We start from the raw sequence: 24,292 nt of genomic DNA, 5'->3' as shown, positions 1-24,292 counted from the left end.
TTTCGCATGCGCTTACCGTAGCGGCGTTCGAACTTCTCGACGCGACCGGCGGTATCGAGCACGCGCTGGTTGCCCGTCCAGAACGGGTGGGAATCGGAAGTGACGTCCACGACCAGGAGCGGATAGGTATTCCCGTCCTCCCACTCCACCGTGCGCATCGACACCGCGGTGGACCGGGTCAGGAAACGCTTCCCGGTACTGACATCTTCGAACACCACCGGGTGGTAATCGGGATGGGTTCCTTGTTTCATCACATTACCTTTCGTTATTGCGAGACGTGCCTTCGCCGCTGACCGGCGTGGATTTCGTACTGTCACAAGGCTCTTCGTGCTGGTCGCCGAACGGGTCCTGCCATAGGGCGACGCGTTCGGGCGCGAACCGCACCTGACGCAACTCGTCCTCGTCGACCAGCGCCCAGTGCAGGGCGTGCCGGATCTCGTCCGGATCGGCATCGGCGGCCAGGATCACCAGCGAGGTGTGGCGGTCGCCGAAGTGCTCGTGCCAGCGCAAAGAGGCCATCAGCTGCCGCTCCGGATCGACCTCGGCGAGCTCCTCGGAACTCATTGCCGCCAGCCACTTTCCGGCCCCGCCGACCCGCAGACCGCCGCCGGCCGACTCCAGCCAGACCACCTCCGCGGGCTGGGTCGCCAGCCAGACCCGTCCGCGCGCACTGACCACGCCGTCGAGCAGCACGTCGATGGCCGAATGCAGCCGGTCGGGATGGAACGGTCGGTCGGTCTCGAATTCCACCAGCGTCACACCGGAATCCGATTCCAGCGGCGGCTGGCCGCGCAGCAGCGGCGCGTGCGGATCGAAGGGCGCGCCCCGGCGCGAGGACTCCGGGATCAAGCGCAGCAGCCGGCCCAGATCCTCGGCATCGAGGGCATCGGGCGTGGTGACGAACGCGGTCGGCGCCTGCGGCACCAGCCGGGCCAGCACCGCGCAGGTGCGCAACCGGTCGCCCAGTTCCGCGCCGCCGTCGAAAACCACCAGCGCATCGGCGAATTCGGCCTGGCCGACGGCCAGCTGGGCAATGGTGCGCTCGTCCTCGGCGGTGGCGTGCCCGCGCTCAGCGAGGGTCTCGTCACCGGTGGCGTCGGCCAGCCAGTCGCGGGCATCGAGGCAGGTGAGCACCGCCTCGATGCGGACGCTGCGCCCGGCCGGGCCGTCCACCCGGCCCACCACCCCGGATACCACCACATCGGTGATGGCCTGGCACACCGCTTCCGCCTCGAAGGCCGGATCCAGGGCGAGCACGATGCGCCGCACCGAATCCCGTTCCGCCAGCAGGCACAGGTAGGGCAGCAGGTCGGCGCGCAAGGTGCAGGACACGCAGCCGTGCGCGAGTTCCAGCACGCTGACGGTCTCCCGGCCGTCGGCCGACACCGTCCGGCGCACCACGCCTTCGCGCAGTTCGGACAGATCGTGGCGGACCACGACGGTGCCGGGTTCGGCGCCGAGCAGGCGCGCGGCCCGGTCCACGCCGTCGGCGGCGCGGCCCGGGAGTCCGGCCAGCAGCACGACGGGCGTGCGGCGGTCGCGCTCGGGTTCTGGCGTGGGTCGGATGGCCACCGAGACCCCTTTCGACAACGATTTTCATTTACCGGTTGCCGAGGGTACCTTGGAATACATTCGTTGTCGAAAACGATTGTCATCTACAGGAACGACCGGAAGGAAGTGCCCATGTCGGCGATCTGCCAGGTCACCGGCCGGAAGCCGGGATTCGGCAAGTCCGTGTCGCACTCGCACAAGCGAACCAACCGGCGCTGGGACCCCAATATCCAGCGCAAGACCTACTACCTGCCCAGCGAGGGTCGGCGCATCACGCTGAACGTCTCGGCCAAGGGCATCAAGACCATCGACCGCGACGGGATCGAAGCGGTCGTGGCTCGGCTGCGAGCGCGCGGCGAGAAGATCTGAGAAAGGACCACCTAGATGGCATCGAAGTCGACCGATATCCGTCCGGTCATCAAGCTCAAGTCCACCGCCGGGACCGGGTACACCTATGTGACGCGCAAGAACCGGCGCAATGATCCCGACCGGATGGTGCTCAAGAAGTACGACCCGGTCGTCCGCAAGCACGTCGACTTCCGCGAGGACCGCTGACGTGGCCAAGAAGTCGAAGATCGCGAAAAACGAAGAGCGCAAACTGATCGTGGCGCGCTATGCCGCGCGGCGGGCCGAGCTCAAGGAAATCATCCGCAAGCCCACCTCCAGCCCGGAGGAGCAGGCCGCCGCGCAGTCCGCCCTGGCCAAGCTGCCGCGCGATGCCAGTCCGGTACGATTGCGCAATCGGGACGCCGCGGACGGACGCCCGCGTGGTCATCTCCGGAAGTTCGGTCTCTCGCGAGTGCGCGTGCGTGAGATGGCTCACCGCGGAGAGCTGCCCGGTGTGCACAAATCGAGCTGGTAAGCATCCACGATCTCGTGAGTAAGGAACCGCTGACATGGCAGTGAAGCGAGCACCGTCGAAGAAGGTCCGCGCCGAGCAGGCCCGCCGGCCCAAGAAGAACCCCCTGATCGCCGCCGGCGTCGAAACCGTCGACTACAAGGACGTGAACCTGCTCCGCACGTTCATCTCCGACCGCGGCAAGATCCGTTCGCGCCGCGTGACCGGCCTGACCCCGCAGCAGCAGCGCCAGGTCGCCGTCGCCGTGAAGAACGCCCGTGAAATGGCGTTGCTCCCCTTCACCAGCCGGTAGGAAGATCGAAAAACGAAGCGCCCCCGATGCTTACGCATCGGGGGCGCTGCTCTTGCATCCCGTAGTTGACGCGATTTACGGGATGGTCAGGACCTGGCCCGGGTTGATGAGATCCGGGTTGTCGATGCCGGAGGCGTTGGCGATCTCCTGGTAGCGGTTGCCGTCGCCGTAGAAGCGCTCGGCGATGGCCCACAGGGTGTCGCCGGGCTCGACGGTGTAGGTCTGCGCGGCCGGGGGCGGCGGCGGGACATCCTCGACCGCGGCGGCCTCGGTGTGGATCTCCTCGACCGGAGCCGGGAGCGGGTTGTCGGTGTTGGTGCCCGAGCTCCACAGCGCCGAACCGTCGGTGCCGTACAGCACGACATTGCGGTCGGGCTGGACGACCAGGCGGTCGGCCGACTTGCCGTTGGTCTCGGTGGACCAGGCGGCGCCGTCGGACTTGTAAACGACGAAGTTGCCGTCGTCCTGCAGGGTGGCGCGTTCGACGCCCTGACCATTGGTGCCCGCAGCCCAGACGACGTTGCCGTCAGGCTCCGACAACACCAGGTTGCCGTCCTCTTGCAGAGTGAGGGAGTAAGCGCCGCCCTTGAGCGACTCTCCCAGTTTGAGTTCTTCGCCGGCCTTCAACGAGTCGCCCACGGTGCGTCCTTTCCGGAGGGGGATCAAGCAGATAAGTCGATGGCACTGAACTGCATTCGCACATCTGTCACAAAATTACCAACGAACCACCGGTCACCGCAGGGATACGCGCCGCGTGAATCAAAGTTTTGACAGCGTGTCGCTAGATGTTCGCCACATCCTCATCTCCAGCGCTCGAAACCGGCTGTACGGTGTCGGCGAGCTAGGGTGTTCGCCATGTACGGGACTCGCGGACGCCGCAAGATCGCTATCGCCGTCACCCTGCCGCTGCTGCTGGCCGCCGCGGCCTGCGGCGGCTCGGATTCCGATGGCGGGCAATCGAATACCAGCTCCCCCACCACCACCGCGGCCCCCGCCCCGACCGAGGCCCCGGCCGGGCAGCTGGGCCGGATGTTCACCGCCGACCCGACCATCGTGAAACCGCACGCCATGGCGTTCGACAGCTGGACCCGGATCGCCCCGGACAAGATCGCGGTGAACTTCCAGACCGGGATTCCGGAGTGTTACGGGGTGGACGCCACCACCACGGAAACCGACAAAACGGTCAAAGTCGAACTGCGAGGCGGGACCAAGGCCGATGCGGTCGGCAAGATGTGCACCATGAACGTCGTCTTCGGCAGCCTGGAGATCCAGCTGAAGTCGCCGCTCGGCGACCGGCAGGTCGTCAGCGCGCAGTAGCGGTTCGCGCGTACACGCAACAGCCCGGCGGAATCCAGGATCCCGCCGGGCTGCGAAGTCGCTTGCGCTACAAGCGCTTACGACTCAGTGCGCGAAGTGCCGCGCCCCGGTCAGGTACATGGTGACACCGGCCGCCTTGCACAGCTCGATGGTCTCGTTGTCCCGCATCGACCCGCCCGGCTGCACGATGGCGCGCACACCCGCGTCGATCAGGATCTGCGGGCCGTCGGAGAACGGGAAGAACGCGTCGGACGCGGCCACCGCACCCCGGGCGCGCTCACCTGCGCGATCCACCGCCAGCTTGCAGGAATCGACCCGGTTCACCTGCCCCATGCCGATACCGACGGCCGCGCCGTCGTTCGCCAGCAGAATCGCGTTCGACTTCACGGCACGGCAAGCGCGCCAGGCGAATTCGAGATCGGCGAGGGTCTGCGCATCGGCCGGTTCGCCGGTGGCGAGGGTCCAGTTGGCCGCGCTGTCGCCCTCGGCGTCGAGGATGTCGCGGTCCTGCAGCAGCACGCCGCCGCTGACCGGACGCAATTCCGGACCCTTGCGGGTGGCGGGCTCGGCGATCAGCACGCGCACGTTCTTCTTGCGCTGCAACACTTCCACCGCACCGTCGGCGTAGGACGGGGCCACGATGACCTCGGTGAAGATCTCGGCGACCTGCTCGGCCATCTCGACCGAGACCTCGCGGTTGGCCGCGATCACGCCGCCGAACGCCGACACCGGATCGGTGGCGTGCGCCTTGCGGTGCGCCTCGGCGATATCCGCGCCGACCGCGATCCCACAGGGATTCGCGTGCTTGATGACCGCGACGGCCGGGCCGTCGAAGTCGTACGCGGCGCGCCAGGCGGCATCGGCGTCGGTGTAGTTGTTGTACGACATCTCCTTGCCGTGCAACTGCTTCGCCTGCGCGAGACCGGCCGGGCCGCCCTCGTTGGTGTACAGCGCGGCGGCCTGATGCGGGTTCTCGCCGTAGCGCAGCACCGCGTCCCGGTTCCAGGTCGCGCCGATCCACTCCGGGAAGCGCTGCGCGGCAGCGGTTTCCACGCCCTCGGCGGCCTCGGCGGCCGGGACGGCGACGCTGGTCATCCAGCTGGCGACCGCCACATCGTAGGTGGCGGTGTGCTGGAAAGCCTTGGCGGCCAAGGCGGTCCGCTCGGCGAAGGTGAAACCGCCGGACTTGACCGACTCGATCACGCTGTCGTAGTCGCCGGTGGAGACGACCACGGCCACCGACGGGTGGTTCTTGGCGGCGGCGCGCACCATGGACGGGCCGCCGATATCGATCTGCTCGACCGATTCGTCGATGCTGGCGCCCGAGGCGACGGTCTGGGTGAACGGGTACAGGTTCACCACGACGAGCTGGAAGGCCTCCACGCCGAGCTCGACCAGCTGGTCGACGTGCTCGGACTTACGGGTGTCGGCCAGGATGCCGGCGTGCACGCGCGGGTGCAGGGTCTTGACCCGGCCGTCCAGGGTCTCCGGAAAACCGGTCAGGTCTTCCACTTTGGTGACCGGGATGCCGGCGTCGGCGATCTTGCCGGCGGTCGAACCGGTCGAGACCAGCTCCACGCCCGCATTGTGCAGACCGGTGGCCAGTTCGATCAGACCGGTCTTGTCGTAAACACTTACGAGGGCCCGCTTGATCGGCTTGCGTTCACTCACCGGAGAACTCGCTCATCTGGGATAACTGCCTTTCGTCCATCGGAGACAATGCCTCGGATCGCGACGGCGGCGACGGTCTCCGCCAGCAACCGCCGCTCCACGACCTTGATGCGTTCGTGCAGGGTCGATTCGTCGTCATCCGGCAGTACGGTGACCGCCTCCTGCGCCAGAATCGGGCCGGTGTCGACACCGGCATCGACCAGATGCACGGTGGAACCGGTGACCCGCACGCCGTACGCGAGCGCGTCCCGCACCCCGTGCGCGCCCGGGAAAGCGGGCAGCAGCGCGGGATGGGTATTGATGATGCGACCGCCGAAACGATCGAGGAAGACGGGGCCCAGGATCTTCATGAAACCGGCCGAAACCACCAGGTCGGGGTTGTGACTCGAAACCGCCTCGGTGAGCGCCCAATCCCATTCGGCGCGCCCGTCGTAATCGCTCAACGCGGTCTTGAAATGCGCGATCCCGAACTCTGCGGCATGCTGTGTGGCGGCGCACTCCCGATCCACTCCGACGGCGACCACCTTTGCCGGATAGTCGGATTCCTGGGTCGCGGCAAGCAGCGAACGCAGCAGTGAACCGGTGCCGGAAGCCAGCACCACGACGGACGCGGGCGCGGTCGGCGGTAGCAGCTGGGCGGGCGTGGACGTCAGCGCACTACTCCCTGTGTGTCGAAGCGGAAGAGGACGACCGGGGCAGGGCCGCCGCCTAAGAGCCTAGCTGGGCCGCCTTCCGAGACAGTCAGCGCCCAGCCTCGATGCCGACTCAGCCGTCCAACCGCCGCTCGTCGTCCCAGCATGCGAGCACTCGGTCATCCCGGCATGCGTACTTCGTCATCCCGGCACGCGTACTTCGTCATCCCGGCGTGCTTTTAGCCGGGATCCACACGGCGAACCCGTGGATTCCGGCTAGAAGCATGCCGGAATGACGGGGGCGGGCGATCAGTTGTCGCGGTCGGCGCCTTCGACTACTTCGGCGTCGAGGATGTCGGCGTCCGCGGTGGAGTCGTATCCGCTTGCGCTCGCTACGGGCTCGTCGTCATCGTCGAGGAGTTCGCCGTCGAGTTCGATCATGCCGGAGCGATTCGTGTCGGCGTCGTCGTAATCGGCTCGGTCGTCGTAGTCGGTGGCAGCATCGTCGTAATCGTCATCCGCATAGTCGTCGTCCGCGTACTCGTCATCGGCGTAGTCGTCGTACTCGTCCTCGTAGCCGTCGTCGTAATCGTCGTAGGCGTCATCGGTGTCGTCGTAGCCGTCTTCGGAAGGGACGGTGCGGGTGGACTTCCGGCCGAGCAGGCCCAGCGCGCCGCCCGCGGCGGGGAGCAGGAACCAGCGGCCGCCGAGCATGCCGATGTAGCCGGCGACGGCCAGCCAGACGAAGGCCGCGGCGGTGGTGAGCAGGACGTCGGGGCCGATCCAGCCGAAGGTGCCGAGGTCGCCGCCGGCCAGCACGCCCAGTGCGGCGAGGAGGACGGCCGCGACGCCGGCCGCGGTCAGGGTCGCCCAGGGGGCGGTGGGCCGATCATCGCTCGCGCGAGCGCAATCCAGGCCGGTCAGGACGCCGACCGCGGCGGGCACGATGAGCAGGGCCAACCACCAGATCGCGACCGGGCCGGACGGGACGGCGGCGACCAGGGGGACGGCGGGCACGGGGGCGCCGTCGATGGCGAAGAGGCTGAGCGAGCCGGAACCGATGTGGACCTGGCCGCCGACCAGGACGCTGATCGCGTCGATCAGGACATTGGGCAGGTAGGCCAGGGACAGCAGGATCAGGCCGATGACACCGACGAAGTCGCCGGACGCGTGGAAGGTGTCGCCGATGCGCGACCAGTGCGCGAGGAACGAGACCACGGTGAGCACGCCCGCCGCGGCCAGCAGCCGGCCGATCGCGCGGACGCCCGCCTGCGCGCCGGGAATCACCCAGCGCGGCAAGGGCATCGGCAGCAGATAGGTGAATTCGCGCCAGTGCCGGGAGCCGATGCCCGCCACCGCGGCCGCCAGGTGCAGGGCGATCACCCAGGCGAAGGCGGACAGCGTATCGGGGGCTTGCAGCGGCGTGACCCCGGAGGCGTCGTCGGCCACCGCCAGGCAGACCGCGGTGATCAGCAGCGGGCCGCCCACCGCCGCGCCCGCGATCCAGCCCAGATCCGTACGCGTGCAATCCGGTTCGGCGGCGCGGGCGCAATCCCGCGCCACCAGCCAGAGGATGAATCCGGTCGGCACCAGCGGCCACAACCCGATGGCGGTCTTGCCGATCACCAGCGGAACCTGGTGCACCGCAAGCCAGCTCGCCGCGATCGCCCCCGAGGCCCCCGTCATGGCGCTGCCCGCCGCGAACAGCGTCCCGAACACCAGCACCACGATCACCAGCAGCGTCACCGCCGAGGCCCGCGCCGCCACGAACATCAGCACCCGGGCCCGATCCGGCGTCAAGGATCCGAACCCGCCCCCGCCCGCGCTCGCCCGCACCGGCTCGCGCGGCCGATCACGCGCATCGCTGTCGCTCAGGCGAACCAGGGACGTTCTGGAGGAGCTCATGGAAAACCAGCGTGGCAGCATCTCACAAACGAAAGGGTCAGGCGCGCCGCACCGGAAGGCGTTCCGCACGGCATCACAGCGGATCGGTCAGTCGAGCGAACCGCCCGGTCCGCTCCCCTGTCCGAGCGTATAGGCAACCCTGGTGCGCGGCGGACGGGCTAGTTGTTGTCCGTACCCGAACCGGATTGCGGCGCGGAGGTATCCGGCGGCGTGGGCGGAGCGTAGGGCGAGGACTGGTCGGGCGCGGCGGGTGCGCCGTAGCCCGGTTGGCCGCCGTAGCCGGGCTGGCCGCCATAACCCGGTTGACCGCCGTAACCGGGCGGGGGCTGGCCGAAATCGTGGCCGGGCTGCGGGTGGGCGCCGCTGTGGCCGTGCGGCTGCGGGGCGTAAGGCTGTGGCTGCGGGGCGGATTCGCCGAATTGCGGGGGCTGGCCGAACGGCGGGGCGGGCTGGCCGTAGGCGGGTTGCGCGTGCGGGCCCGAGGGGCCGCCGGGCTGCGATTGCGGGCCGGTCCAGCCGAAAGGCTGGGGCTGGGCGGGGGTGCCGTAGGGCGGCTGGCCGTAGCTCGGCGCGCCGTAGGCCTGCGGGGCGAAGGTGCGGGCGGGGGATTTGATGATGCCCAGTTCGAACAGCAGCACCACGACGGCCAGTACGGCTTGCACGAAGAGCAGGAAGATCAGCAGCCAGCCGCCCCACTTCATTTCGGTGTCGTCGTCCAGGGACTTCAGCACGTAGCAGAGGAAGCCGAGGAACCCGACCACGGTGAGTACGGCGACCGGTGCGGCCCATTTCTGTTGCGGCAGTATCGACAACGCCGCCAGCAGGCCCGCCGCCAGCGCCAGGCCGAGCAGCGCCGCGCCGCCCGGGGTATCGAGCAGATAGAAGTTGTAGCCGCCGGTGGCGATGCGGCCGCCGATGTCGTACGGCTTGCTCGCCAGATACGGCGCGAAGCCGAGCCCGAAGGCGATGAGCCCGAGGACCGCGACACCGAGGTTCAGTCCGAACGCCGGTCCGCGACCCCCGGCCGGCGGGGCGCCGAGACCAGGCCCCGCCTGCGGTGGAGTGATGCCATACCCGGTTCCCGGAACCGGTGGAGGTGAGCCTGGAACCTGGTACGACATCGGAGCTCCTTACGCGAGTAGGGAATTACTTGTCGTCCTGCCCGGGGCGGAAAGCGCGGGTGGCATCCGCGGCCGGATCGGAGTTCTGCTCGCCGCCGAACGGCTGCGCCGGCCGCTGCTGCGCGCCGAAATGCTGCGTGGCGTCGGCACTGCCGGGCTGCGGCTGCTGGCCGTAGGACTGGCCGCCCTGGCCGTATCCACCCGGCTGCTGACCGTAACCGGGCTGCTGGCCGTAGGTCGGCTGCGAACCGGTGCCGTATCCGGCCGACGGCTGCTGCTGCCCGTACGGCTGCTGCTGCCCGAAACCGCCGGGCTGCTGCTGGCCGTAACCGGGCTGACCACCCGGCTGCGGGGCCTGGCCGAAGGACGGCGCCTGGCCGGGCTGCTGCCCGAAGGCGCCCTGCTGGCCGAAGCCCTGCTGCTGGTAGCCCTGCGGACCGGTCTGGCTGAACGGCTGGCCGTAACCACCCTGCGGCGCGGCCGGTTTCGGCGCGGGCGGCTTGACGATGCCCAGCTCGAACAGCAGCGCGACCACCGCCGCCGCGGCGGTGATGAAGGCGAAGGCCACCAGAACCCAACCGCCACCGGCCAATTCGACATAGCCGGGCAGCGAGAAGGCCTGGAACAGCACGACCAGGAAACCGGTCACCGCAGCGGCGGCCGAGAGCGCGGTGTAGCGCTGCTTGGTCAGCAGCGACAGGCCCGCGATGAGGCCGGCCAGCAGCAGCAGGGCCAGCGGCGTGGTGCCGCCCTGCGAGAACAGGCTGGCACTGAAATCGATGTCGTCGAGGTTCTTCTTCTGCTTGACGAACGGCAGCAGACCCAACAGGAAGGTGATCACGCCCAGCGCGGCCACACCGATGGTCAGGAAGAACGGCAGGCCCTTGCCGGTGTCAGCCGACCCGGTAGCCGCGGTGGAAGCGCTGCTCGCCGGAGGCTGGCCGTAGCCGGAACCTGTGGGCGGCGTCGGCTGGGGCGCGTTGTATCCCGAGCCCCCGGTCGGGTATGACATGTCGTCGTCTCCTATCGAGTCGTTCACGAACCTCCATCGACGCTACTGCACTCGACGCCGCAGGTCACCACCAACCGCCCGCGCGCCGAGCGGCTCGAATGCGCCGAACATCACGGTTTGAACACCGTGCGACACGCCCACTTGATCGTGCGCCACAACGGATTCCGCACACCCGGTTCCGGGAACGAGAAAGGCCGCCTGTCGAAAACGACAGGCGGCCTTGAGCTTTCGCGTGCGAATCAACCCGCACGCAGGTTGTGTCCCGCTGCTGTCAGGCAGCGGGACACGAGAACCATCAAGCGCTGATGGAAGCCTTCTCGAGGATCTCGCGAGCCAGGGCGGCGGTCTCGGACGGGGTCTTGCCGACCTTCACGCCCGCGGCCTCGAGGGCCTCCTTCTTGCCCTGCGCGGTGCCCGCACCATCGGAGACGATGGCGCCGGCGTGGCCCATGGTCTTGCCCTCGGGCGCGGTGAAGCCCGCCACGTAGCCGACGACCGGCTTGGTGACATTGGCCTTGATGTAGGCCGCGGCCCGCTCCTCGGCGTCGCCGCCGATCTCGCCGATCATGACGATGAGCTTGGTCTCGGGGTCCTTCTCGAACGCCTCGATGGCATCGATGTGGGTGGTGCCGATGACCGGGTCGCCGCCGATGCCGATGGCGGTGGAGAAACCGAAGTCCCGCAGCTCGAACATCATCTGGTAGGTCAGGGTGCCCGACTTCGACACCAGGCCGATCGGGCCCTTGCCGGTGATGCTGGCCGGGGTGATGCCGACCAGCGACTCGCCCGGGGTGATGATGCCGGGGCAGTTCGGGCCGATGATGCGGGTCTTCTGACCCTTCTCCACGTTGTAGGCCCAGGCGTAGGCGGTGTCCTGCACCGGGATGCCCTCGGTGATGACCACGAGCAGCGGGATCTCCGCGTCGATGGCCTCGATGATGGCGTCCTTCGAGAAGGCCGGCGGCACGAAGGCGATCGAGGTGTCGGCCCCGGTCTTCTCCATGGCCTCGGCGACCGAAGCGAACACCGGCAGCTCGACGGTGTTGCCGTCCTTGTCGGTGTGGGTGACGGTGGTGCCCGCCTTGCGCGCGTTGACGCCGCCGACCACGTTGGTGCCGGCCTTCAGCATCAGCGCGGTGTGCTTGGTGCCCTCGCCGCCGGTGATGCCCTGGACGATGACCTTGTTGTCCTTGTTCAGGAAGATAGACATGTTGGTTCGTGTCCTTTACTTGGCCGCGGCCAGTTCGGCGGCCTTGTCGGCGCCTTCGTCCATGGTCTGGGCGAGAGTCACCAGCGGGTGGTTGAAGTCGGCGAGGATCTTGCGGCCCTCTTCGACCTTGTTGCCGTCCAGGCGGACGACCAGCGGCTTGGAGGCCGCGTCGCCCAGGGTCTGCAGCGCGCCGACGATGCCGTTCGCGACCGCGTCACAGGCGGTGATGCCGCCGAAGACGTTCACGAACACGGACTTGACCTGGGAGTCGCCCAGGATGACATCCAGGCCGGCGGCCATGACGGCGGCCGAGGCGCCGCCACCGATGTCGAGGAAGTTGGCCGGCTTGACGCCGTTGTGGTTCTCGCCCGCGTAGGCGACCACGTCGAGGGTCGACATGACCAGACCCGCGCCGTTGCCGATGATGCCGACCTCGCCGTCGAGCTTGACGTAGTTGAGGTCGTTCTCCTTGGCCTTGAGCTCGAGCGGATCGGTGGCGTCGATGTCCGCGAACTCGAGGTGGTCGGGGTGACGGAACTCGGCGTTCTCGTCCAGGGTCACCTTGCCGTCGAGGGCCAGGATCTCGTCGTTGGGGGTGCGCACCAACGGGTTGACCTCGACCAGGGTCGCGTCTTCCTTGATGAAAACTTCCCACAGCTTCTGGATGGTGACCGCCGCGGCATCCAGGATGTCGGCCGGCAGGTGGCCCTGCTCGGCAATGCTGCGGGCGAAGGCCAGATCCACGCCCTTGACGGCGTCGACCGGAACCTTGGCCAGGCGGTCGGGCTTGGTGGCCGCGACCTCTTCGATCTCCATGCCGCCCTCGACCGAGCACATGGCCAGGTAGGTGCGGTTGGAACGATCGAGCAGGAAGGAGATGTAGTACTCCGCCGCGATGTCCTTGGCCTCGGCGACCAGGACCTTCTTGGTGATGTGGCCCTTGATGTCAAGGCCCAGGATGTTGGAGGCGTGGGTGAAGGCGTCGTCCGGGGTGGCGGCGTACTTCACGCCACCGGCCTTGCCGCGGCCACCGACTTTGACCTGCGACTTGATCATCACAGGCTTGCCGATTTCTTCCGCGATGGCACGGGCGTCCTCGGCCGAGTCCGTGACGCGGCCCTCCGACGAAGGCACTCCGTGCTTCACGAAGAGTTCCTTCGCCTGATATTCGAAGAGATCCATGTACTCACCGTCTCGTCTGCGTTGTTGTGACAACGTCTTGGTTGGCGGCCCGTCGTCGGAGGCGGGTCGGGTCGGACTCTAATCAGTCACATGGAGCCGAAATCAGCCGCATACAGCCTAAGTGGCGCAGGTCACGGTACTGTCTCCGCTGCTGGTAGAGACCGCGTTTTTGCTACTCGCGAGTAGCTTGTTGGCCACGCGCCAGGTAGGACACACGAATCCCGGAGAGTGATACGGGGTACTACGGTTTGTAGTGGAACCGGCTCACTTGGTTACCCGGAGCACAGTGAGGAAATTCGTGCGCGCAAGGTGATGAATGTCACAGCAGCGTGTCGAACCGGGTCCATCGCTTGCTGACCCGCAATCGTTTCGTTACCGTCGATGCGGTCGATGTCACAACCCGGTCACGACAGGAGGACGGCAGGCTTGACGCAGCACAGCGCTCCGCAGGTGAAGAGCAGCTCCGCAGGCGCACCGCCGGCCTCACCGCTCTACTCGGGACAGATCGCATGAACGACGATTCCTTTCCCTCGCCCAATCGCGCCAAACATGGGCACCGTTATCGCGAGGATTCCGAGAACTACGGCGGGGCAACGCATTTCGGCGCTTCCGTGAATCACGGGCAGGGCACCGTGCATCAGTGGGACGCCCGCTCGTGGTCCGCTCCGGCCGATTCCGGCTGGGCAGCCGACGCCGATTGGCAGCAGCAGTCCGACTGGCAGGCGGGGCAATCCGACTACCAGGCCGCCCAGTCCGGCTGGGATGCGCAGGGGCAGTGGGACAACGCCGCCGCCGAATGGGACAACTCGGGCGCCGCCGCCGAGACCGGTTGGGACGATTCGCAGTCCGACTGGCAGGCCACCGAGACCTTCGCCGCGCCGACCGCCAATGGCTGGGCCGCGCCGAACCCGAACGCCTGGGCCTCCCAATCGCGTTCCAACTGGGACCCTTCCGCGGATCCCAGCCCCTCCGGCGATTACCGGCCGGTCTACAGCTTCCGCACCGCCTCCGGGGAAGAGCTCCGGTTCTCCGGTGACGGTGCGCGTCTCGATCACAGCGAGCCGGAAGCGGATGCCGACGAGGCCGCGCCGCGTTCCGGTGGCCGCCGCCGCGCCGCCGGTGGCGCGCACCGCCTGCCCGCTCCGCCGACCGCGCTCAAGGGCCGTGCCGCGGTGGTCGCCGTGGCCGCCGGTGCGGTGGTCGCGGCCGGGCACACCGGACTCGAATCCGCCGCATCGCCTTCCGACACCGTCGAATTCCAGGCCGCCGCGCAGGTCAAGGAGATCGCCTCGGCGGAGACCATCGGTCTCACCGAGAACGCTCCGGCCGGTGCGCCCCAGGTGCTGAATGTCGGCGCGCCCGTGGACCTCAATCAGTTCAACGACATTCTGCGCAAGGGTCAGCAGTACGCCGCCGACCTGGCCGCGCAGGAGGCCGCCAAGCTGCGCCCGCTGTTCATGAAGTTCACCAGCGGCAACTACACCTCCGGGTACGGCATCCGCTGGGGCGTGCAGCATCTCGGCGTCGACGTCGCGGCCCCCATCGGCACCCCGATCTACGCGGTCGCCGACGGCACCGTCCTGGAAGCCGGCCCGGCCTCCGGCTTCGGCATGTGGGTCCGGCTTCTACACGACGACGGCACCGTCACCATCTACGGCCACATCGACACCGCCACCGTCTCCCAGGGCCAGCGCGTCATGGCGGGCGACCAGATCGCCACCGTAGGCAACCGCGGCTTCTCCACCGGCCCGCACTGCCACTTCGAAGTCTGGCTCAACGGCGTAGACAAGATCGACCCCCTCCCCTGGCTGGCCTCCCGAGGCATCTCCCTCGGCGTACAGCGCGACTAGGCCCCTGAACACCCGAATTGCCCCGGACTCCATTGGAGTCCGGGGCAATTCACATTGTGTGGAAAAAGAAGTGCGGGCGCGCCGCAGTAGCGGCGCGCCCGCACAACGCCACGGAGAGGGGTGTCCGCGCGCGACAAGATGCGGCCGGGCGTCGCACACGCAGCACCAGATGGCCAGGTGTCGCACGACGGCACCACATGGCCGGGAGTCCCGGCCACGGGCACCACATGGCGGGGTGTCCCGCGCGCGGCACGATGCGGCCGGGAGTCGCACGCGGTTCGGGTCAGCGGCGGGGGTCTACGCGGTTGACCGTGTCGCCGTAGATGCGAGGGGAAGTGTCGCAGCCGGTTACGAAGTCGTAGGGGAAGCCGGGTTCGAAGGGGGCGGCGGCTTCCAGGGTGGCGACGGCTTCGGCGGGGAGGGTCAGGGCGGCTGCGCCGAGGCTTTCGGTGAGTTGGGTGGCGTTGCGGACGCCGATGATGGGGAGCACCGCGTGGGAGCGGTGGCGGGTCCAGGCGATCGCGACATGGGCTGGGGGGACGCCCAATTCGGCGGCTACCTTGTCGACGGCGGCGACGGCGGCTTGCTGGCGCGGGGTGCGCTGCGCGGGGTCGGTTCTGCGGCCTATATGGCCCGAGAGGGTGCCCTGGGCCAGCGGAGCCCAGGTGGTCACGCTCATGCCGAAAGCCTCGGCCATGGGCAGCAATTCGCGTTCGATATCGCGCCACAACAGGTTGTACGGGACCTGGAGTCCGGCGAACGGAGTCTGATTGCGGTACTGCGCAAGGGTATTCGCCTGCGCGACCACCCACGACGGTGCGTCCGAGATGCCGATGTGCAGCACCTTGCCCGCCCGCACCATATCGTCGAGCGCCCGCATGGTCTCCTCGATATGCGTGTGCCGATCCCAGATGTGCACCCAGTACACGTCGATGTAGTCGGTCCGCAGCCGACGCAGGCTCTGCTCGAGCGTCAGCACCAGGTTCTTGCGCTGGTTCCCACCGGCATTCGGATCCGCCGCATCCCGGGTCGGCGTGTACTTGGTCCCGATCACGAACCGGTCCCGATCCGTCAGCACCGACCCGAGCAGTTCCTCACTACGCCCGTACGACGCCGCGGTATCGATGAAATTCCCGCCCGCGTCCGCGAAAGCACCCAGCACCCGCCGATATTCGTCGGCCTCGTCCAGCACCATGGTCCCCAGCACCAGCTCGGAAACCCGCAACCCGGTCCGGCCGAACAGTCGGTATCGCATCATGCGATCCACTCTGCCGACCGCCCGCCGCGGGAGGGAGACCGCGACAGGGCCACCCTCGACGCGGGCGTGAATCAGGCGATTCTGCGCAATCCCGCCAGCATCCGCTTAACGTCGGCGGCGGATACGGCATAGTCCTGCTCGTCCTCGGCAATTCCCTCGTCGACCCAACTTCGTACCAGCGAAGCCAGATCGGTTCCACGCTTGGCCGCGATCTCTTCGGCCCGTCGACGCTGCCTCACGGTGAGCCGGACTGTCGTGACCACGAGGGTGTCCTCGGCGGTGTCCCGCACTGCGGCACGCGGAGGAAGAGCCGAATCCGCGTCGACGGACTCACCGAAGACAAGCTCGCCGGCCGCGGCAGCGGCAGCCAGCTCCTCGGCATCCGCTAGTTCGCGGAACTCGTTGTTTCGTGCGCTCATTGGTTCGCCTCCCAATCCTCGAACGCGGTCACCTGCTCAGGCGTCATTGGTGCAACGTAGACGATCTGATGATCGAATCCGCCCAACGGCCGAAGCACCACCAGTATCGGTAGTCCTTTGGGTGTACGGGTCCACACGGCTAGCCCGGTAGCGCCGTTTTTGGTCGAGACGGTTTGCACCCAGCGCCGCCGTCCGTCCAGAAGCGCCCTGATTACCGCATCGGTAGTCAAGCCACCGTCTAGGTTCATCGCTGCCGATTGCAGCCACTCTTAACCCATACACAGAGAATACAACTAGCATCTCCGCATGTCAGCGGCTTGTCAGAGTTTGGCGAGGGGGGCGTGCTGGGGCATCAGGCGGATGGTGCCGGCGGTGCCGAAATCGATGGTGGCGGTGGTGAGGGCGCCGATGCCGTCGGTGGCTATGACGCGGCCGAGGCCGTATTTGTCGTGGGTGACGCGGTCACCGACGGCCAGCACGATGTCGTTGTTGCGTTTGGCCGCACCGAAACCCGAGGGGGCGGGGCGGCGGTCACCGCGGACACCCGGGCGGGGTTCGTTCCAGCTTTCGCCGCGGGTCCAGTCGCGTTCCAGGCCGTCGCCCTCGCCGCGGCGGCGGAAACCGCGGCCGCCGGACTGCGACGGGGTGGGCTCCAGACGGCGCCAGTCCATCAGGTGGCCCGGGATCTCCTGCAGGAAGCGGGATTCGGGGTTGGAGACGGGCTGGCCCCAGCCGGAGCGGATGACCGCGCGGGAGAGGTAGAGGCGTTTGCGGGCGCGGGTGATGCCGACGTAGGCGAGGCGGCGTTCCTCGGCCAGTTCGGTCGGGTCGCCGAGGGCGCGCATGTGCGGGAACTGCCCGTCCTCCCAGCCGGTCACGAAGACCACCGGGAATTCCAGGCCCTTGGCGGTGTGCAGGGTCATCATGGTGACCACGCCGGAGCCCTCTTCGGGGATCTGGTCGGCATCGGCCACCAGCGAGACGCGTTCCAGGAAGGCGGCGAGCGAGCCGGGGTCCGGTTCGCCTTCGGCGGCCTCGGGCAGGATGCCTTCCGCGCGCGCCGCCTCGACATTGTTGCGCGCCTCGGAGCTGAATTCGCGGGCGACGCTGACCAGTTCGTTGAGGTTGTCCAGCCGCGCCCCGTCCTGCGGGTCGTCGGAGGCCTCGAGTTCGGCGCGGTAACCGCTGCGGTCCAGCACGGCCTCGACCACATTGCCCACATCCGGGAAGTCGAGATCCTCCTGCACCCCGGCGGTGCGGATATCGGCCAGGATGTCGAGGAAGTTCGAAATGGCGCGCTGCGAACGGGTATTGAGCAGCGCCACCTTGCCTTCGGCGGCATCGCGCAGCGCCTGGGCGAAGCCGATGCCGCGCTGTTCGGCGTGCACCGCCACGCAGGCTTCGGCACGATCGCCGATACCCCGGCGCGGGGTGTTGAGAATGCGGCGCAGGCTCACCGCGTCGTCCGGGTTCTCCAGCACGCGCAGATAGGCCACGATGTCGCGGACTTCCTTGCGCTCGTAGAACCGCACGCCGCCGACCACCTTGTAGGGCAACCCCATCCGGATGAAGATCTCTTCCAGCGCCCGGGAGTTGTTGTTGGTGCGGTAGAACACGGCCACGTCGGCGTAGTTGGCCTCGCCGGCATCGACCAGCCGGTCGATCTCACGAGCCACGAACGAGGCTTCGTCGTGCTCGTTGTCGGCCACGTACCCGACGATCAGATCGCCGTCGCCCTGATCGGTCCACAGCTTCTTGTCACGCCGGTTCTCATTGCGCGCGATGACCGCGTTGGCGGCGGTGAGGATGCGCTGGGTGGACCGGTAGTTCTGTTCCAGCAGAATCGTTTCCGAATCCGGGAAGTCCCGCTCGAACTCCTCGATATTGCGGATGGTCGCCCCGCGGAACGCGTAGATGGACTGGTCCGCGTCACCCACCACGCACAGCTCGGACGGCGGCACCCGGTCCTCGGAGTCCTTGGGCAGGTGGTACCCGACCAGTTCGCGCACCAGCACGTACTGCGCGTGGTTGGTGTCCTGGTACTCGTCGACCATGACGTGCCGGAACCGCCGCCGGTAGTACTCGGCGACCTGCGGATGCTTCTGCAGCATGGCCACGGTCTCGCCGATCAGGTCGTCGAAGTCCAGGGCGTTGGCCGCGCGCAGCCGGCGCTGGTATTCGCCGTAGACCTTGGCGACCAGGCGCGGCAGTTCGGCTTCCTCGGTCTCGGCGTCGGCGGCGGCCTGGTCCGGGTCGATGAGCTCGTTCTTGAGATTGGAGATGGCGGTGGCCAGCAGCCGGGGCGTGTACTTCTTGGCGTCGATGTCGAAGTCGCGGCTGATCATGCCGAGCAGGCGGCGCGAGTCGTCGGCGTCGTAGATGGAGAAGTTGGTGTTCAGGCCCGGAATCAGCGCGGCCTGGGTTCGCAGAATTCGCACGCAGCTGGAGTGGAAGGTGGAGACCCACATACTCGCTGCTCGCGGCCCCACCAGCCCGGCCACGCGCTCGCGCATTTCGGCCGCGGCCTTGTTGGTGAAGGTGATTGCCAGAATTTCGCCAGGTCGGACATTCCGGGCGGCCAGCAGATAGGCGATGCGACGGGTCAGCACCGCGGTCTTACCCGAGCCGGCGCCTGCGACGATGAGAAGCGGAGACCCCGAATGCACCACCGCCGCGCGCTGTTGCGGGTTCAGCCCTTCGAGCAACTGCTCGGTCTTCTGCGCGTCTGCCACCGTCGTGTTCATCGTCCATCCACGTTACCGACGCGCACCGACAGCCGTCGCAGCGGATCGCACAGGTGTCCGAATAATGCCGGTCTGGCGAACATCGGGTGAATCTGAGCGGGGAAAATACTCAGGAGATTCACAAACGAACACTTTTTGGTTTGACCATCCCACGTGGCAGACTCGTCCTGGTGACCGGCACTCGTGGGGGCGATTCACTCGAGTGCTCATCCGGGGGGAGAATGAAAGACTCAACAGGTCTGTTTCTTGGTGAGGAACCGATCGGTAACGGGTCGGGACTACCGGCCGATCGATGTTCGGGACCACGAGGAGTGAAAGCATGAGCATCTCGACTACGGGACAAACCGAGCCTGCCACCGGGGCGGACGCCGCCCTGCCCTCCGAAGCGGAGATCGACACGCTTCGCAAGGAGATCGACAAGCTCGACGCCGAGATCCTGGCCGCCATCAAACGGCGGACCGAAGTCTCGCGCATCATCGGCCGCACGCGCATGGCCAATGGCGGCCCCAAGCTGGTGCATTCCCGTGAGATGAAGGTGCTCGAGCGCTTCAGCGAACTGGGCCAGGAGGGTCACACCCTCGCCATGCTGTTGCTGCGATTGGGTCGCGGCCGGCTGGGCCACTAACCCCCTAGAACCACGCGGTACCTACGTTGACGCGCGGGTACCCCGCCCCAGGCCGCCCCGGGTGTGTAAACCCCGGGGCGGTTCTTCATTTCCGCCCACCGGCGAACAGGCCCGGGCGCGGCCGACCGGCCGCGCCCGGAAAGCCTCACGGCAGGGCGATGTACTTCGTGTCGAGATATTCCTCGATGCCCTCGAACCCGCCCTCGCGGCCGAACCCGGATTCCTTGACGCCACCGAAGGGCGCGGCCGGGTCGGAGATGACGCCGCGATTGACGCCGACCATGCCGGTCTCCAGGCCCTCGGCGACGCGCAGGGCACGGTCCAGGCTCCGCGTGTAAACGTATGCGACCAGGCCGAATTCGGTGTTGTTGGCGGCGGCCAGGCCCTCTTCCTCGGTATCGAAGCCGACGATGGGGGCGACCGGTCCGAACACTTCCTCGCGCAGAATCCGCGCCGAGGCCGGCAGATCGCTGAGCACGGTGGCCGGATAGAACCAGCCCGGACCGCCCGGAGCCTTACCGCCGAGCTTCACCTCCGCGCCCGCCGCGACCGCGTCGTCGACCAGCTCGGTGACGGTGTTCAGCTGGTCCTCGTTCACCAGCGGCCCGAGCGTGGTGGCGGGGTCGGTGCCGGGGCCGAGTTTGTATTCGCCCATGGCGGCCACCAGCTTCTCGGTGAACTCGGCGCGCACCGAGTTCTGCACGTGGAATCGGTTCGCGGCGGTACAGGCTTCGCCGCCGTTGCGCAGTTTGGCCAGCAGCGCGCCCTGCACGGCGGCATCGAGATCGGCATCGTCGAAGACCACGAAGGGGGCGTTGCCGCCGAGTTCCATGGAGGTGCGCAGCAGGCCGTGCGCGGACGCCTCGACCAGCTTCTTGCCGACGCCGGTCGAGCCGGTGAAGGTGAGCTTGCGCAGGCGCGGATCGGTGAGCAGCGGGGCGGTCACCGCGCTGGAGCGGCTGGTGGTGATGACCGACAGCACGCCGTCGGGCAGACCCGCCTCGCTGCACAGCTTGGCCAGCGCCAGCATGGTCAGCGGGGTTTCGCCGGCGGGCTTGACGATCATGGTGCAGCCGGCGGCCAGGGCGGGGCCGATCTTGCGGGTGCCCATGGCGAGTGGGAAGTTCCACGGGGTGATGGCCAGGCAGGGGCCGACGGGCTGTTTGTGCACCAGGATGCGGCCGGTCCCGGCGGGCGCGTGCTGATAGCGCCCGTGCACGCGCACGGCCTCCTCGCTGAACCAGCGGAAGAACTCCGCGCCGTAGCGGACCTCGTTGCGGCTCTCGGGGAGCGCCTTACCCATCTCGAGGGTCATCAGCAGCGCGAATTCCTCGGCGCGCGCGGTGATGGCCTCGAAGACCGCGCGCAGGATCTCCCCGCGCTCGCGGGCCGGGGTGGCGGCCCATTCGGCCTGCACCGCAGCGGCCGCGTCGAGCGCGCGCACGGCGTCCTCGGGACTGGCGTCGGCGACTTCGACCAGGGTCTCCCCCGTCGCCGGATTGTGCACCGGGAAGGTCTTGCCTCCCGTGGCATCGACCGGCCCGCCGATCCAGAGCTGCGTAGGAATGGACTCGAGTACTTCGCGTTCCGACACCATCCCGCCAGCCTATGCTCTGTCCGATTTCCCTACGCTTCGCTTCGGGAAGGCTCGCGGCCCTCATGTCTCGTTCTTCCCTCCCTCCGCTCCTCCGCTTCGCTCCCCCGCTCCGCTCAGTCCAGAACGAGACGGCCGCGAGCTTTGTGCGTCCTTCCCACCCGAGACAACCCGCGAGTTGGTGGTTGTTACCTGCGGGTCGCAGGAGAGGGTTGTACCCTCGGCGAACGTGAGCAGCGACATCACCGCATCGGCGGCCTGGCGGAAACTGCACGACCATCATGCGTCCATCGCGGGTCGGCATCTGCGTGAGTTCTTCGCCGAGGACACCGAGCGCGGGCGGGAGCTGATCGTTGGGGTGGGCGATCTGCACATCGACTATTCGAAGCATCGAGTGACGCGCGAAACCCTGGACCTGCTGGTCGAATTGGCGGAGACCGCCGGGGTGGCGGAGCGCCGGGACGCCATGTTCGCGGGTGCGCGCATCAATACCTCCGAGGACCGGTCGGTCGGCCATGTCTGGCTGCGGCGGCCCGCCGGGGGCAACCTGGTGGTGGACGGCGAGCAGATCGACGCCGAGGTGCACGAAGTCCTGCGGCGCATGGGCGAATTCACCGATTCGGTGCGTTCCGGCCAGTGGCGCGGCGCGACGGGTGAGCGCATCACGACCGTGGTGAACATCGGTATCGGCGGCTCGGATCTGGGGCCCGCCATGGTGTATCAGGGTCTGCGGCATTACGCCGACGCAGGCATCTCCGCCCGCTTCGTCTCGAATGTCGATCCCGCCGACCTGGTTTCGAAGCTCGACGGCCTGGATCCCGCCACCACCCTGTTCGTGGTGGCGTCCAAGACCTTCTCCACCCTGGAGACGCTCACCAATGCCACGGCGGCCCGGCGCTGGCTGGTGGCCGCGCTCGGCGAGGCGGCGGTGGCCAAGCATTTCGTGGCGGTGTCCACGCACGCGGATCGGGTGGCGGCCTTCGGTATCGACACCGCGAATATGTTCGGCTTCTGGGATTGGGTGGGCGGCCGCTATTCGGTCGATTCCGCCATCGGCCTGTCGGTCATGACGGTGATCGGCAAGGAGCGGTTCGCCGAGTTCCTGGCCGGAATGCACGCCGTGGACGAGCATTTCCGGACCGCGCCGCTGCACGCGAACGCGCCGGTGCTGCTGGGCCTGCTCGGCCTCTGGTACTCGGATTTCTTCGGCGCGGAATCGCGTGTGGTGCTGCCGTATTCGAACGATCTGGCGCGCTTTCCCGCCTATCTGCAGCAGCTCACGATGGAGTCGAACGGCAAATCGGTGCGCGCCGACGGCACCCCGGTCACCTCGTCGACCGGTGAGATCTTCTGGGGCGAGCCGGGCACCAACGGCCAGCACGCCTTCTACCAGCTGCTGCATCAGGGCACCCGGCTGGTGCCGGCCGATTTCATCGGATTCGCCCGTCCCACCGACGATCTGCCCACCATCGACGGCACCGGCAGCATGCACGACATCCTGATGAGCAATCTGTTCGCCCAGACCAAGGTGCTGGCGTTCGGCAAGACCGCCGAGGAGATCGCCGCCGAGGGCACCCCGCCGGAATTGGTGCCGCACAAGGTGATGCCGGGCAACCGCCCCTCCACCGCGATTCTGGCCCCGCAGCTGACGCCGTCGGTGCTGGGACAGCTCATCGCCCTGTACGAGCACCAGGTGTTCGTGGAGGGCGCGATCTGGGGCATCGACAGCTTCGATCAGTGGGGCGTGGAACTCGGCAAGCAGCAGGCGCTGGCGCTGGAGCCGCTGCTCACCTCGGCCGAAGCGCCGGAGCCGCAGGCGGATTCGTCCACCGACGCGCTGATCCGCTGGTACCGCGAGCACCGCGACTGATCACCAGTCGTCGATGGTGTACGGCTCCGGCTCCACCGCGGCGGGCGGGGTGTCCGGAGCCGGCGTCGAATCCGCCTCGGTGACAGCCGGATCCGGGTCCGCCGGCGGATGCGTCAGCACCCGGAACCCGGCGGCCAGCGCGGCGCTCAGCAGCACCCCCGCCAGCACGAACGCGAGACAGCCGGGGCCCAGCCGGACTTCGAGCAGTCCGCGATACAGGTATTCGTGCCGGTCCCGGTAGGTGGCCCAGTCGGCGGCGAGCACGTGCACGGCCGGTCCCAGCCCGACGCCCGCGAACAGCAGTGCGGCGGTGCGCAGTTCGGGCCGGGGCGTGGTCAGCCGGTACTGGCTGCCGATGGCGAGCAGCACGCCGGCCCCGCCCCAGACTCCCAGCCAGGGTAGATACACGTGCAGGCTGGGTAGCAGGTCCAGCGCGGTGAAGGCATCGACCCGGGTCTGGGTCTCGCCGAACGAGAACGGTGTCGGTTCCAGCCGGGTCCGCAGATAGCACTGGGTGAGAAAGGTGCCGGCCACGGCGGCCAGGACCCCGGTCAGCAGCAGCAACGCCAGCAGCCGATCGGATCGGGCCACGCGCGGGCCGACGCCGGAGCGCGCGCCGGTTCCGCGCGGCCGGTCCACCACGGCGGCCAGCACGCCCAGCACCCCCGCCAGCGCCGACACCCCGGCCAGAATCACGCTGACCCAGAAGCGAACCAGCAGTCCGGTCCGGTTCAGCTCCAGGCTCGAATCCAGTACCACCGACAGTTTCAGCCCCGCCCACAGGGCATTGCCGAAGAGCAGCCCGATCGCCACCGCCCCGATGCCGCGCACCAGGGTGGCCCGGAAGCGGCGGCGCCGTACCAGCGGAACCAGCAGCGCCCCCACCAGCAGAATCGCCCCACCGGGCGGCAGATAGATGAGCGCGTCCAGATACCAGGTCTGATACCGATCGCGCGCGTCGCCGAGCAGCATGGCGACCAGTTCGGCCAGCGCCAGGGTCGCGCAGAACACCAGCAGCGCGGCGAAGACCCGATCGACCACGGTTCCGGATTCGCCGGCGCGCCCGGGATCTTGGTGTGCGGTGACCATGGCCTCCCCCGAGGTGGCGATGCGGAACCCCCGTACCTACGGTTACCCGATCATTGTGAATCGAATCCCGCTGCGGTGGTGGCGGTTCCGC

Annotated in this window: 23 protein-coding genes; 8 read left to right on the top strand and 15 right to left on the bottom strand. The window is 68.0% G+C overall.

The window, feature by feature from the left end; all coding sequences use genetic code 11:
* A partial coding sequence (locus NY1_RS09040; protein WP_067710396.1) for a type B 50S ribosomal protein L31 occupies positions 1-251 on the bottom strand: 251 nt, incomplete at its 3' end.
* A 4-nt stretch (positions 252-255) separates the two neighbouring features.
* Positions 256-1,572 carry a ribosome hibernation factor-recruiting GTPase MRF gene (gene mrf / locus NY1_RS09035; RefSeq protein WP_157762127.1) on the bottom strand — a complete coding sequence of 439 codons (1,317 nt, stop codon included), beginning with the start codon at positions 1,570-1,572 and terminating at the stop codon, positions 256-258.
* Positions 1,573-1,683: 111 nt separating this feature from the next.
* Between mrf and rpmB the strand changes: the two genes are divergently transcribed.
* Genes rpmB through rpsR form a run of 4 tightly spaced genes read left to right on the top strand, consistent with a single transcriptional unit; the run spans position 1,684 to position 2,702 of the window.
* Positions 1,684-1,920, top strand: a complete 237-nt coding sequence (rpmB, locus tag NY1_RS09030; protein WP_067710394.1) for a 50S ribosomal protein L28 — start codon at positions 1,684-1,686, stop codon at positions 1,918-1,920.
* A 15-nt stretch (positions 1,921-1,935) separates the two neighbouring features.
* On the top strand, positions 1,936-2,106 hold the full coding sequence (rpmG, locus tag NY1_RS09025; protein ID WP_067710392.1) for a 50S ribosomal protein L33: 171 nt from the start codon (positions 1,936-1,938) through the stop codon (positions 2,104-2,106).
* Between the two features lies 1 nt (position 2,107).
* The gene (gene rpsN / locus NY1_RS09020) at positions 2,108-2,413 is read left to right on the top strand and encodes a 30S ribosomal protein S14 (protein WP_067710390.1); all 306 of its coding nucleotides are present in this window, start codon (positions 2,108-2,110) and stop codon (positions 2,411-2,413) included.
* A 34-nt stretch (positions 2,414-2,447) separates the two neighbouring features.
* Entirely contained in the window at positions 2,448-2,702 is a 255-nt protein-coding gene (rpsR, locus tag NY1_RS09015; RefSeq protein WP_040695439.1) for a 30S ribosomal protein S18, read from the top strand.
* A gap of 75 nt (positions 2,703-2,777) precedes the next feature.
* On the opposite strand, the gene NY1_RS09010 is transcribed toward rpsR, so the two are convergent.
* Entirely contained in the window at positions 2,778-3,341 is a 564-nt protein-coding gene (locus NY1_RS09010) for a LysM peptidoglycan-binding domain-containing protein (RefSeq protein WP_067710388.1), read from the bottom strand.
* A 216-nt stretch (positions 3,342-3,557) separates the two neighbouring features.
* On the opposite strand from NY1_RS09010, the gene NY1_RS09005 reads away from it, so the two are divergent.
* Positions 3,558-4,019 carry a hypothetical protein gene (locus NY1_RS09005; RefSeq protein WP_067710424.1) on the top strand — a complete coding sequence of 154 codons (462 nt, stop codon included), beginning with the start codon at positions 3,558-3,560 and terminating at the stop codon, positions 4,017-4,019.
* Positions 4,020-4,103: 84 nt separating this feature from the next.
* On the opposite strand, the gene purH is transcribed toward NY1_RS09005, so the two are convergent.
* The 7 genes from purH to sucC all read right to left on the bottom strand — a co-directional run bounded on the left by purH (position 4,104) and on the right by sucC (position 12,752).
* Positions 4,104-5,690 (bottom strand): bifunctional phosphoribosylaminoimidazolecarboxamide formyltransferase/IMP cyclohydrolase, encoded by a 1,587-nt coding sequence (purH, locus tag NY1_RS09000; protein ID WP_067710385.1) that lies wholly within the window; start codon positions 5,688-5,690, stop codon positions 4,104-4,106.
* Complete coding sequence (gene purN / locus NY1_RS08995) at positions 5,687-6,343, bottom strand: phosphoribosylglycinamide formyltransferase (RefSeq protein ID WP_084534792.1); 657 nt, start codon at positions 6,341-6,343, stop codon at positions 5,687-5,689. Before purN ends, purH begins: the two co-directional genes overlap by 4 nt.
* Before the next feature lie 288 nt (positions 6,344-6,631).
* Positions 6,632-8,227 (bottom strand): cell division protein PerM, encoded by a 1,596-nt coding sequence (locus NY1_RS42710; RefSeq protein WP_067710381.1) that lies wholly within the window; start codon positions 8,225-8,227, stop codon positions 6,632-6,634.
* A 158-nt stretch (positions 8,228-8,385) separates the two neighbouring features.
* Complete coding sequence (locus tag NY1_RS43615; RefSeq protein WP_067710379.1) at positions 8,386-9,348, bottom strand: DUF5336 domain-containing protein; 963 nt, start codon at positions 9,346-9,348, stop codon at positions 8,386-8,388.
* A 25-nt stretch (positions 9,349-9,373) separates the two neighbouring features.
* Entirely contained in the window at positions 9,374-10,360 is a 987-nt protein-coding gene (locus NY1_RS08980; protein ID WP_067710377.1) for a DUF5336 domain-containing protein, read from the bottom strand.
* 295 nt (positions 10,361-10,655) lie between these two features.
* Complete coding sequence (gene sucD, locus NY1_RS08975; RefSeq protein ID WP_067710376.1) at positions 10,656-11,570, bottom strand: succinate--CoA ligase subunit alpha; 915 nt, start codon at positions 11,568-11,570, stop codon at positions 10,656-10,658.
* Between the two features lie 15 nt (positions 11,571-11,585).
* Positions 11,586-12,752, bottom strand: a complete 1,167-nt coding sequence (gene sucC, locus NY1_RS08970) for an ADP-forming succinate--CoA ligase subunit beta (RefSeq protein WP_067710374.1) — start codon at positions 12,750-12,752, stop codon at positions 11,586-11,588.
* A 509-nt stretch (positions 12,753-13,261) separates the two neighbouring features.
* Here sucC and NY1_RS08965 point away from each other — a divergent pair.
* Positions 13,262-14,602: a M23 family metallopeptidase gene (locus NY1_RS08965; protein WP_067710372.1), complete on the top strand. Its 1,341-nt coding sequence runs from the start codon at positions 13,262-13,264 to the stop codon at positions 14,600-14,602.
* Positions 14,603-14,885: 283 nt separating this feature from the next.
* Here NY1_RS08965 and NY1_RS08960 read toward each other — a convergent pair whose 3' ends face one another.
* The 3 genes from NY1_RS08960 to pcrA form a co-directional block, all read right to left on the bottom strand.
* On the bottom strand, positions 14,886-15,860 hold the full coding sequence (locus NY1_RS08960) for an aldo/keto reductase (protein WP_218028336.1): 975 nt from the start codon (positions 15,858-15,860) through the stop codon (positions 14,886-14,888).
* 71 nt (positions 15,861-15,931) lie between these two features.
* The gene (locus tag NY1_RS08955; RefSeq protein WP_067710370.1) at positions 15,932-16,279 is read right to left on the bottom strand and encodes a hypothetical protein; all 348 of its coding nucleotides are present in this window, start codon (positions 16,277-16,279) and stop codon (positions 15,932-15,934) included.
* Positions 16,280-16,599: 320 nt separating this feature from the next.
* Entirely contained in the window at positions 16,600-19,023 is a 2,424-nt protein-coding gene (gene pcrA, locus NY1_RS08950; RefSeq protein ID WP_067710368.1) for a DNA helicase PcrA, read from the bottom strand.
* Between the two features lie 319 nt (positions 19,024-19,342).
* Between pcrA and NY1_RS08945 the strand changes: the two genes are divergently transcribed.
* Positions 19,343-19,648 carry a chorismate mutase gene (locus NY1_RS08945; protein WP_067710366.1) on the top strand — a complete coding sequence of 102 codons (306 nt, stop codon included), beginning with the start codon at positions 19,343-19,345 and terminating at the stop codon, positions 19,646-19,648.
* Between the two features lie 145 nt (positions 19,649-19,793).
* On the opposite strand, the gene NY1_RS08940 is transcribed toward NY1_RS08945, so the two are convergent.
* Complete coding sequence (locus tag NY1_RS08940; RefSeq protein WP_067710364.1) at positions 19,794-21,245, bottom strand: NAD-dependent succinate-semialdehyde dehydrogenase; 1,452 nt, start codon at positions 21,243-21,245, stop codon at positions 19,794-19,796.
* 226 nt (positions 21,246-21,471) lie between these two features.
* Between NY1_RS08940 and pgi the strand changes: the two genes are divergently transcribed.
* Positions 21,472-23,112: a glucose-6-phosphate isomerase gene (pgi, locus tag NY1_RS08935; protein ID WP_067710362.1), complete on the top strand. Its 1,641-nt coding sequence runs from the start codon at positions 21,472-21,474 to the stop codon at positions 23,110-23,112.
* Here the strand turns inward: pgi and NY1_RS08930 are convergent, their stop codons facing one another.
* On the bottom strand, positions 23,113-24,201 hold the full coding sequence (locus tag NY1_RS08930; RefSeq protein WP_067710360.1) for a hypothetical protein: 1,089 nt from the start codon (positions 24,199-24,201) through the stop codon (positions 23,113-23,115).
* Positions 24,202-24,292 lie beyond the last annotated feature (91 nt).

It is taken from the genome of Nocardia yamanashiensis NBRC 100130, from assembly GCF_001613325.1.
Taxonomy (GTDB): domain Bacteria; phylum Actinomycetota; class Actinomycetes; order Mycobacteriales; family Mycobacteriaceae; genus Nocardia; species Nocardia yamanashiensis.
This window is presented reverse-complemented; position numbering and strand designations above follow the sequence as displayed.

Excerpts from the sequence above, each read along its gene's own strand:
- rpsR (WP_040695439.1), top strand. The coding sequence starts at position 2,448 with ATGGCAGTGAAGCGAGCACCGTCGAAGAAGGTCCGCGCCGAGCAGGCC.
- NY1_RS42710 (WP_067710381.1), bottom strand. The coding sequence starts at position 8,227 with ATGAGCTCCTCCAGAACGTCCCTGGTTCGCCTGAGCGACAGCGATGCG.
- NY1_RS43615 (WP_067710379.1), bottom strand. The coding sequence starts at position 9,348 with ATGTCGTACCAGGTTCCAGGCTCACCTCCACCGGTTCCGGGAACCGGG.
- sucD (WP_067710376.1), bottom strand. The coding sequence starts at position 11,570 with ATGTCTATCTTCCTGAACAAGGACAACAAGGTCATCGTCCAGGGCATC.
- NY1_RS08955 (WP_067710370.1), bottom strand. The coding sequence starts at position 16,279 with ATGAGCGCACGAAACAACGAGTTCCGCGAACTAGCGGATGCCGAGGAG.
- NY1_RS08930 (WP_067710360.1), bottom strand. The coding sequence starts at position 24,201 with ATGGTCACCGCACACCAAGATCCCGGGCGCGCCGGCGAATCCGGAACC.
- rpmG (WP_067710392.1), top strand. The coding sequence starts at position 1,936 with ATGGCATCGAAGTCGACCGATATCCGTCCGGTCATCAAGCTCAAGTCC.
- NY1_RS08945 (WP_067710366.1), top strand. The coding sequence starts at position 19,343 with ATGAGCATCTCGACTACGGGACAAACCGAGCCTGCCACCGGGGCGGAC.
- NY1_RS09005 (WP_067710424.1), top strand. The coding sequence starts at position 3,558 with ATGTACGGGACTCGCGGACGCCGCAAGATCGCTATCGCCGTCACCCTG.
- rpmB (WP_067710394.1), top strand. The coding sequence starts at position 1,684 with ATGTCGGCGATCTGCCAGGTCACCGGCCGGAAGCCGGGATTCGGCAAG.
- NY1_RS08980 (WP_067710377.1), bottom strand. The coding sequence starts at position 10,360 with ATGTCATACCCGACCGGGGGCTCGGGATACAACGCGCCCCAGCCGACG.
- NY1_RS08960 (WP_218028336.1), bottom strand. The coding sequence starts at position 15,860 with ATGATGCGATACCGACTGTTCGGCCGGACCGGGTTGCGGGTTTCCGAG.
- sucC (WP_067710374.1), bottom strand. The coding sequence starts at position 12,752 with ATGGATCTCTTCGAATATCAGGCGAAGGAACTCTTCGTGAAGCACGGA.
- NY1_RS08965 (WP_067710372.1), top strand. The coding sequence starts at position 13,262 with ATGAACGACGATTCCTTTCCCTCGCCCAATCGCGCCAAACATGGGCAC.
- NY1_RS08940 (WP_067710364.1), bottom strand. The coding sequence starts at position 21,245 with ATGGTGTCGGAACGCGAAGTACTCGAGTCCATTCCTACGCAGCTCTGG.
- pcrA (WP_067710368.1), bottom strand. The coding sequence starts at position 19,023 with ATGAACACGACGGTGGCAGACGCGCAGAAGACCGAGCAGTTGCTCGAA.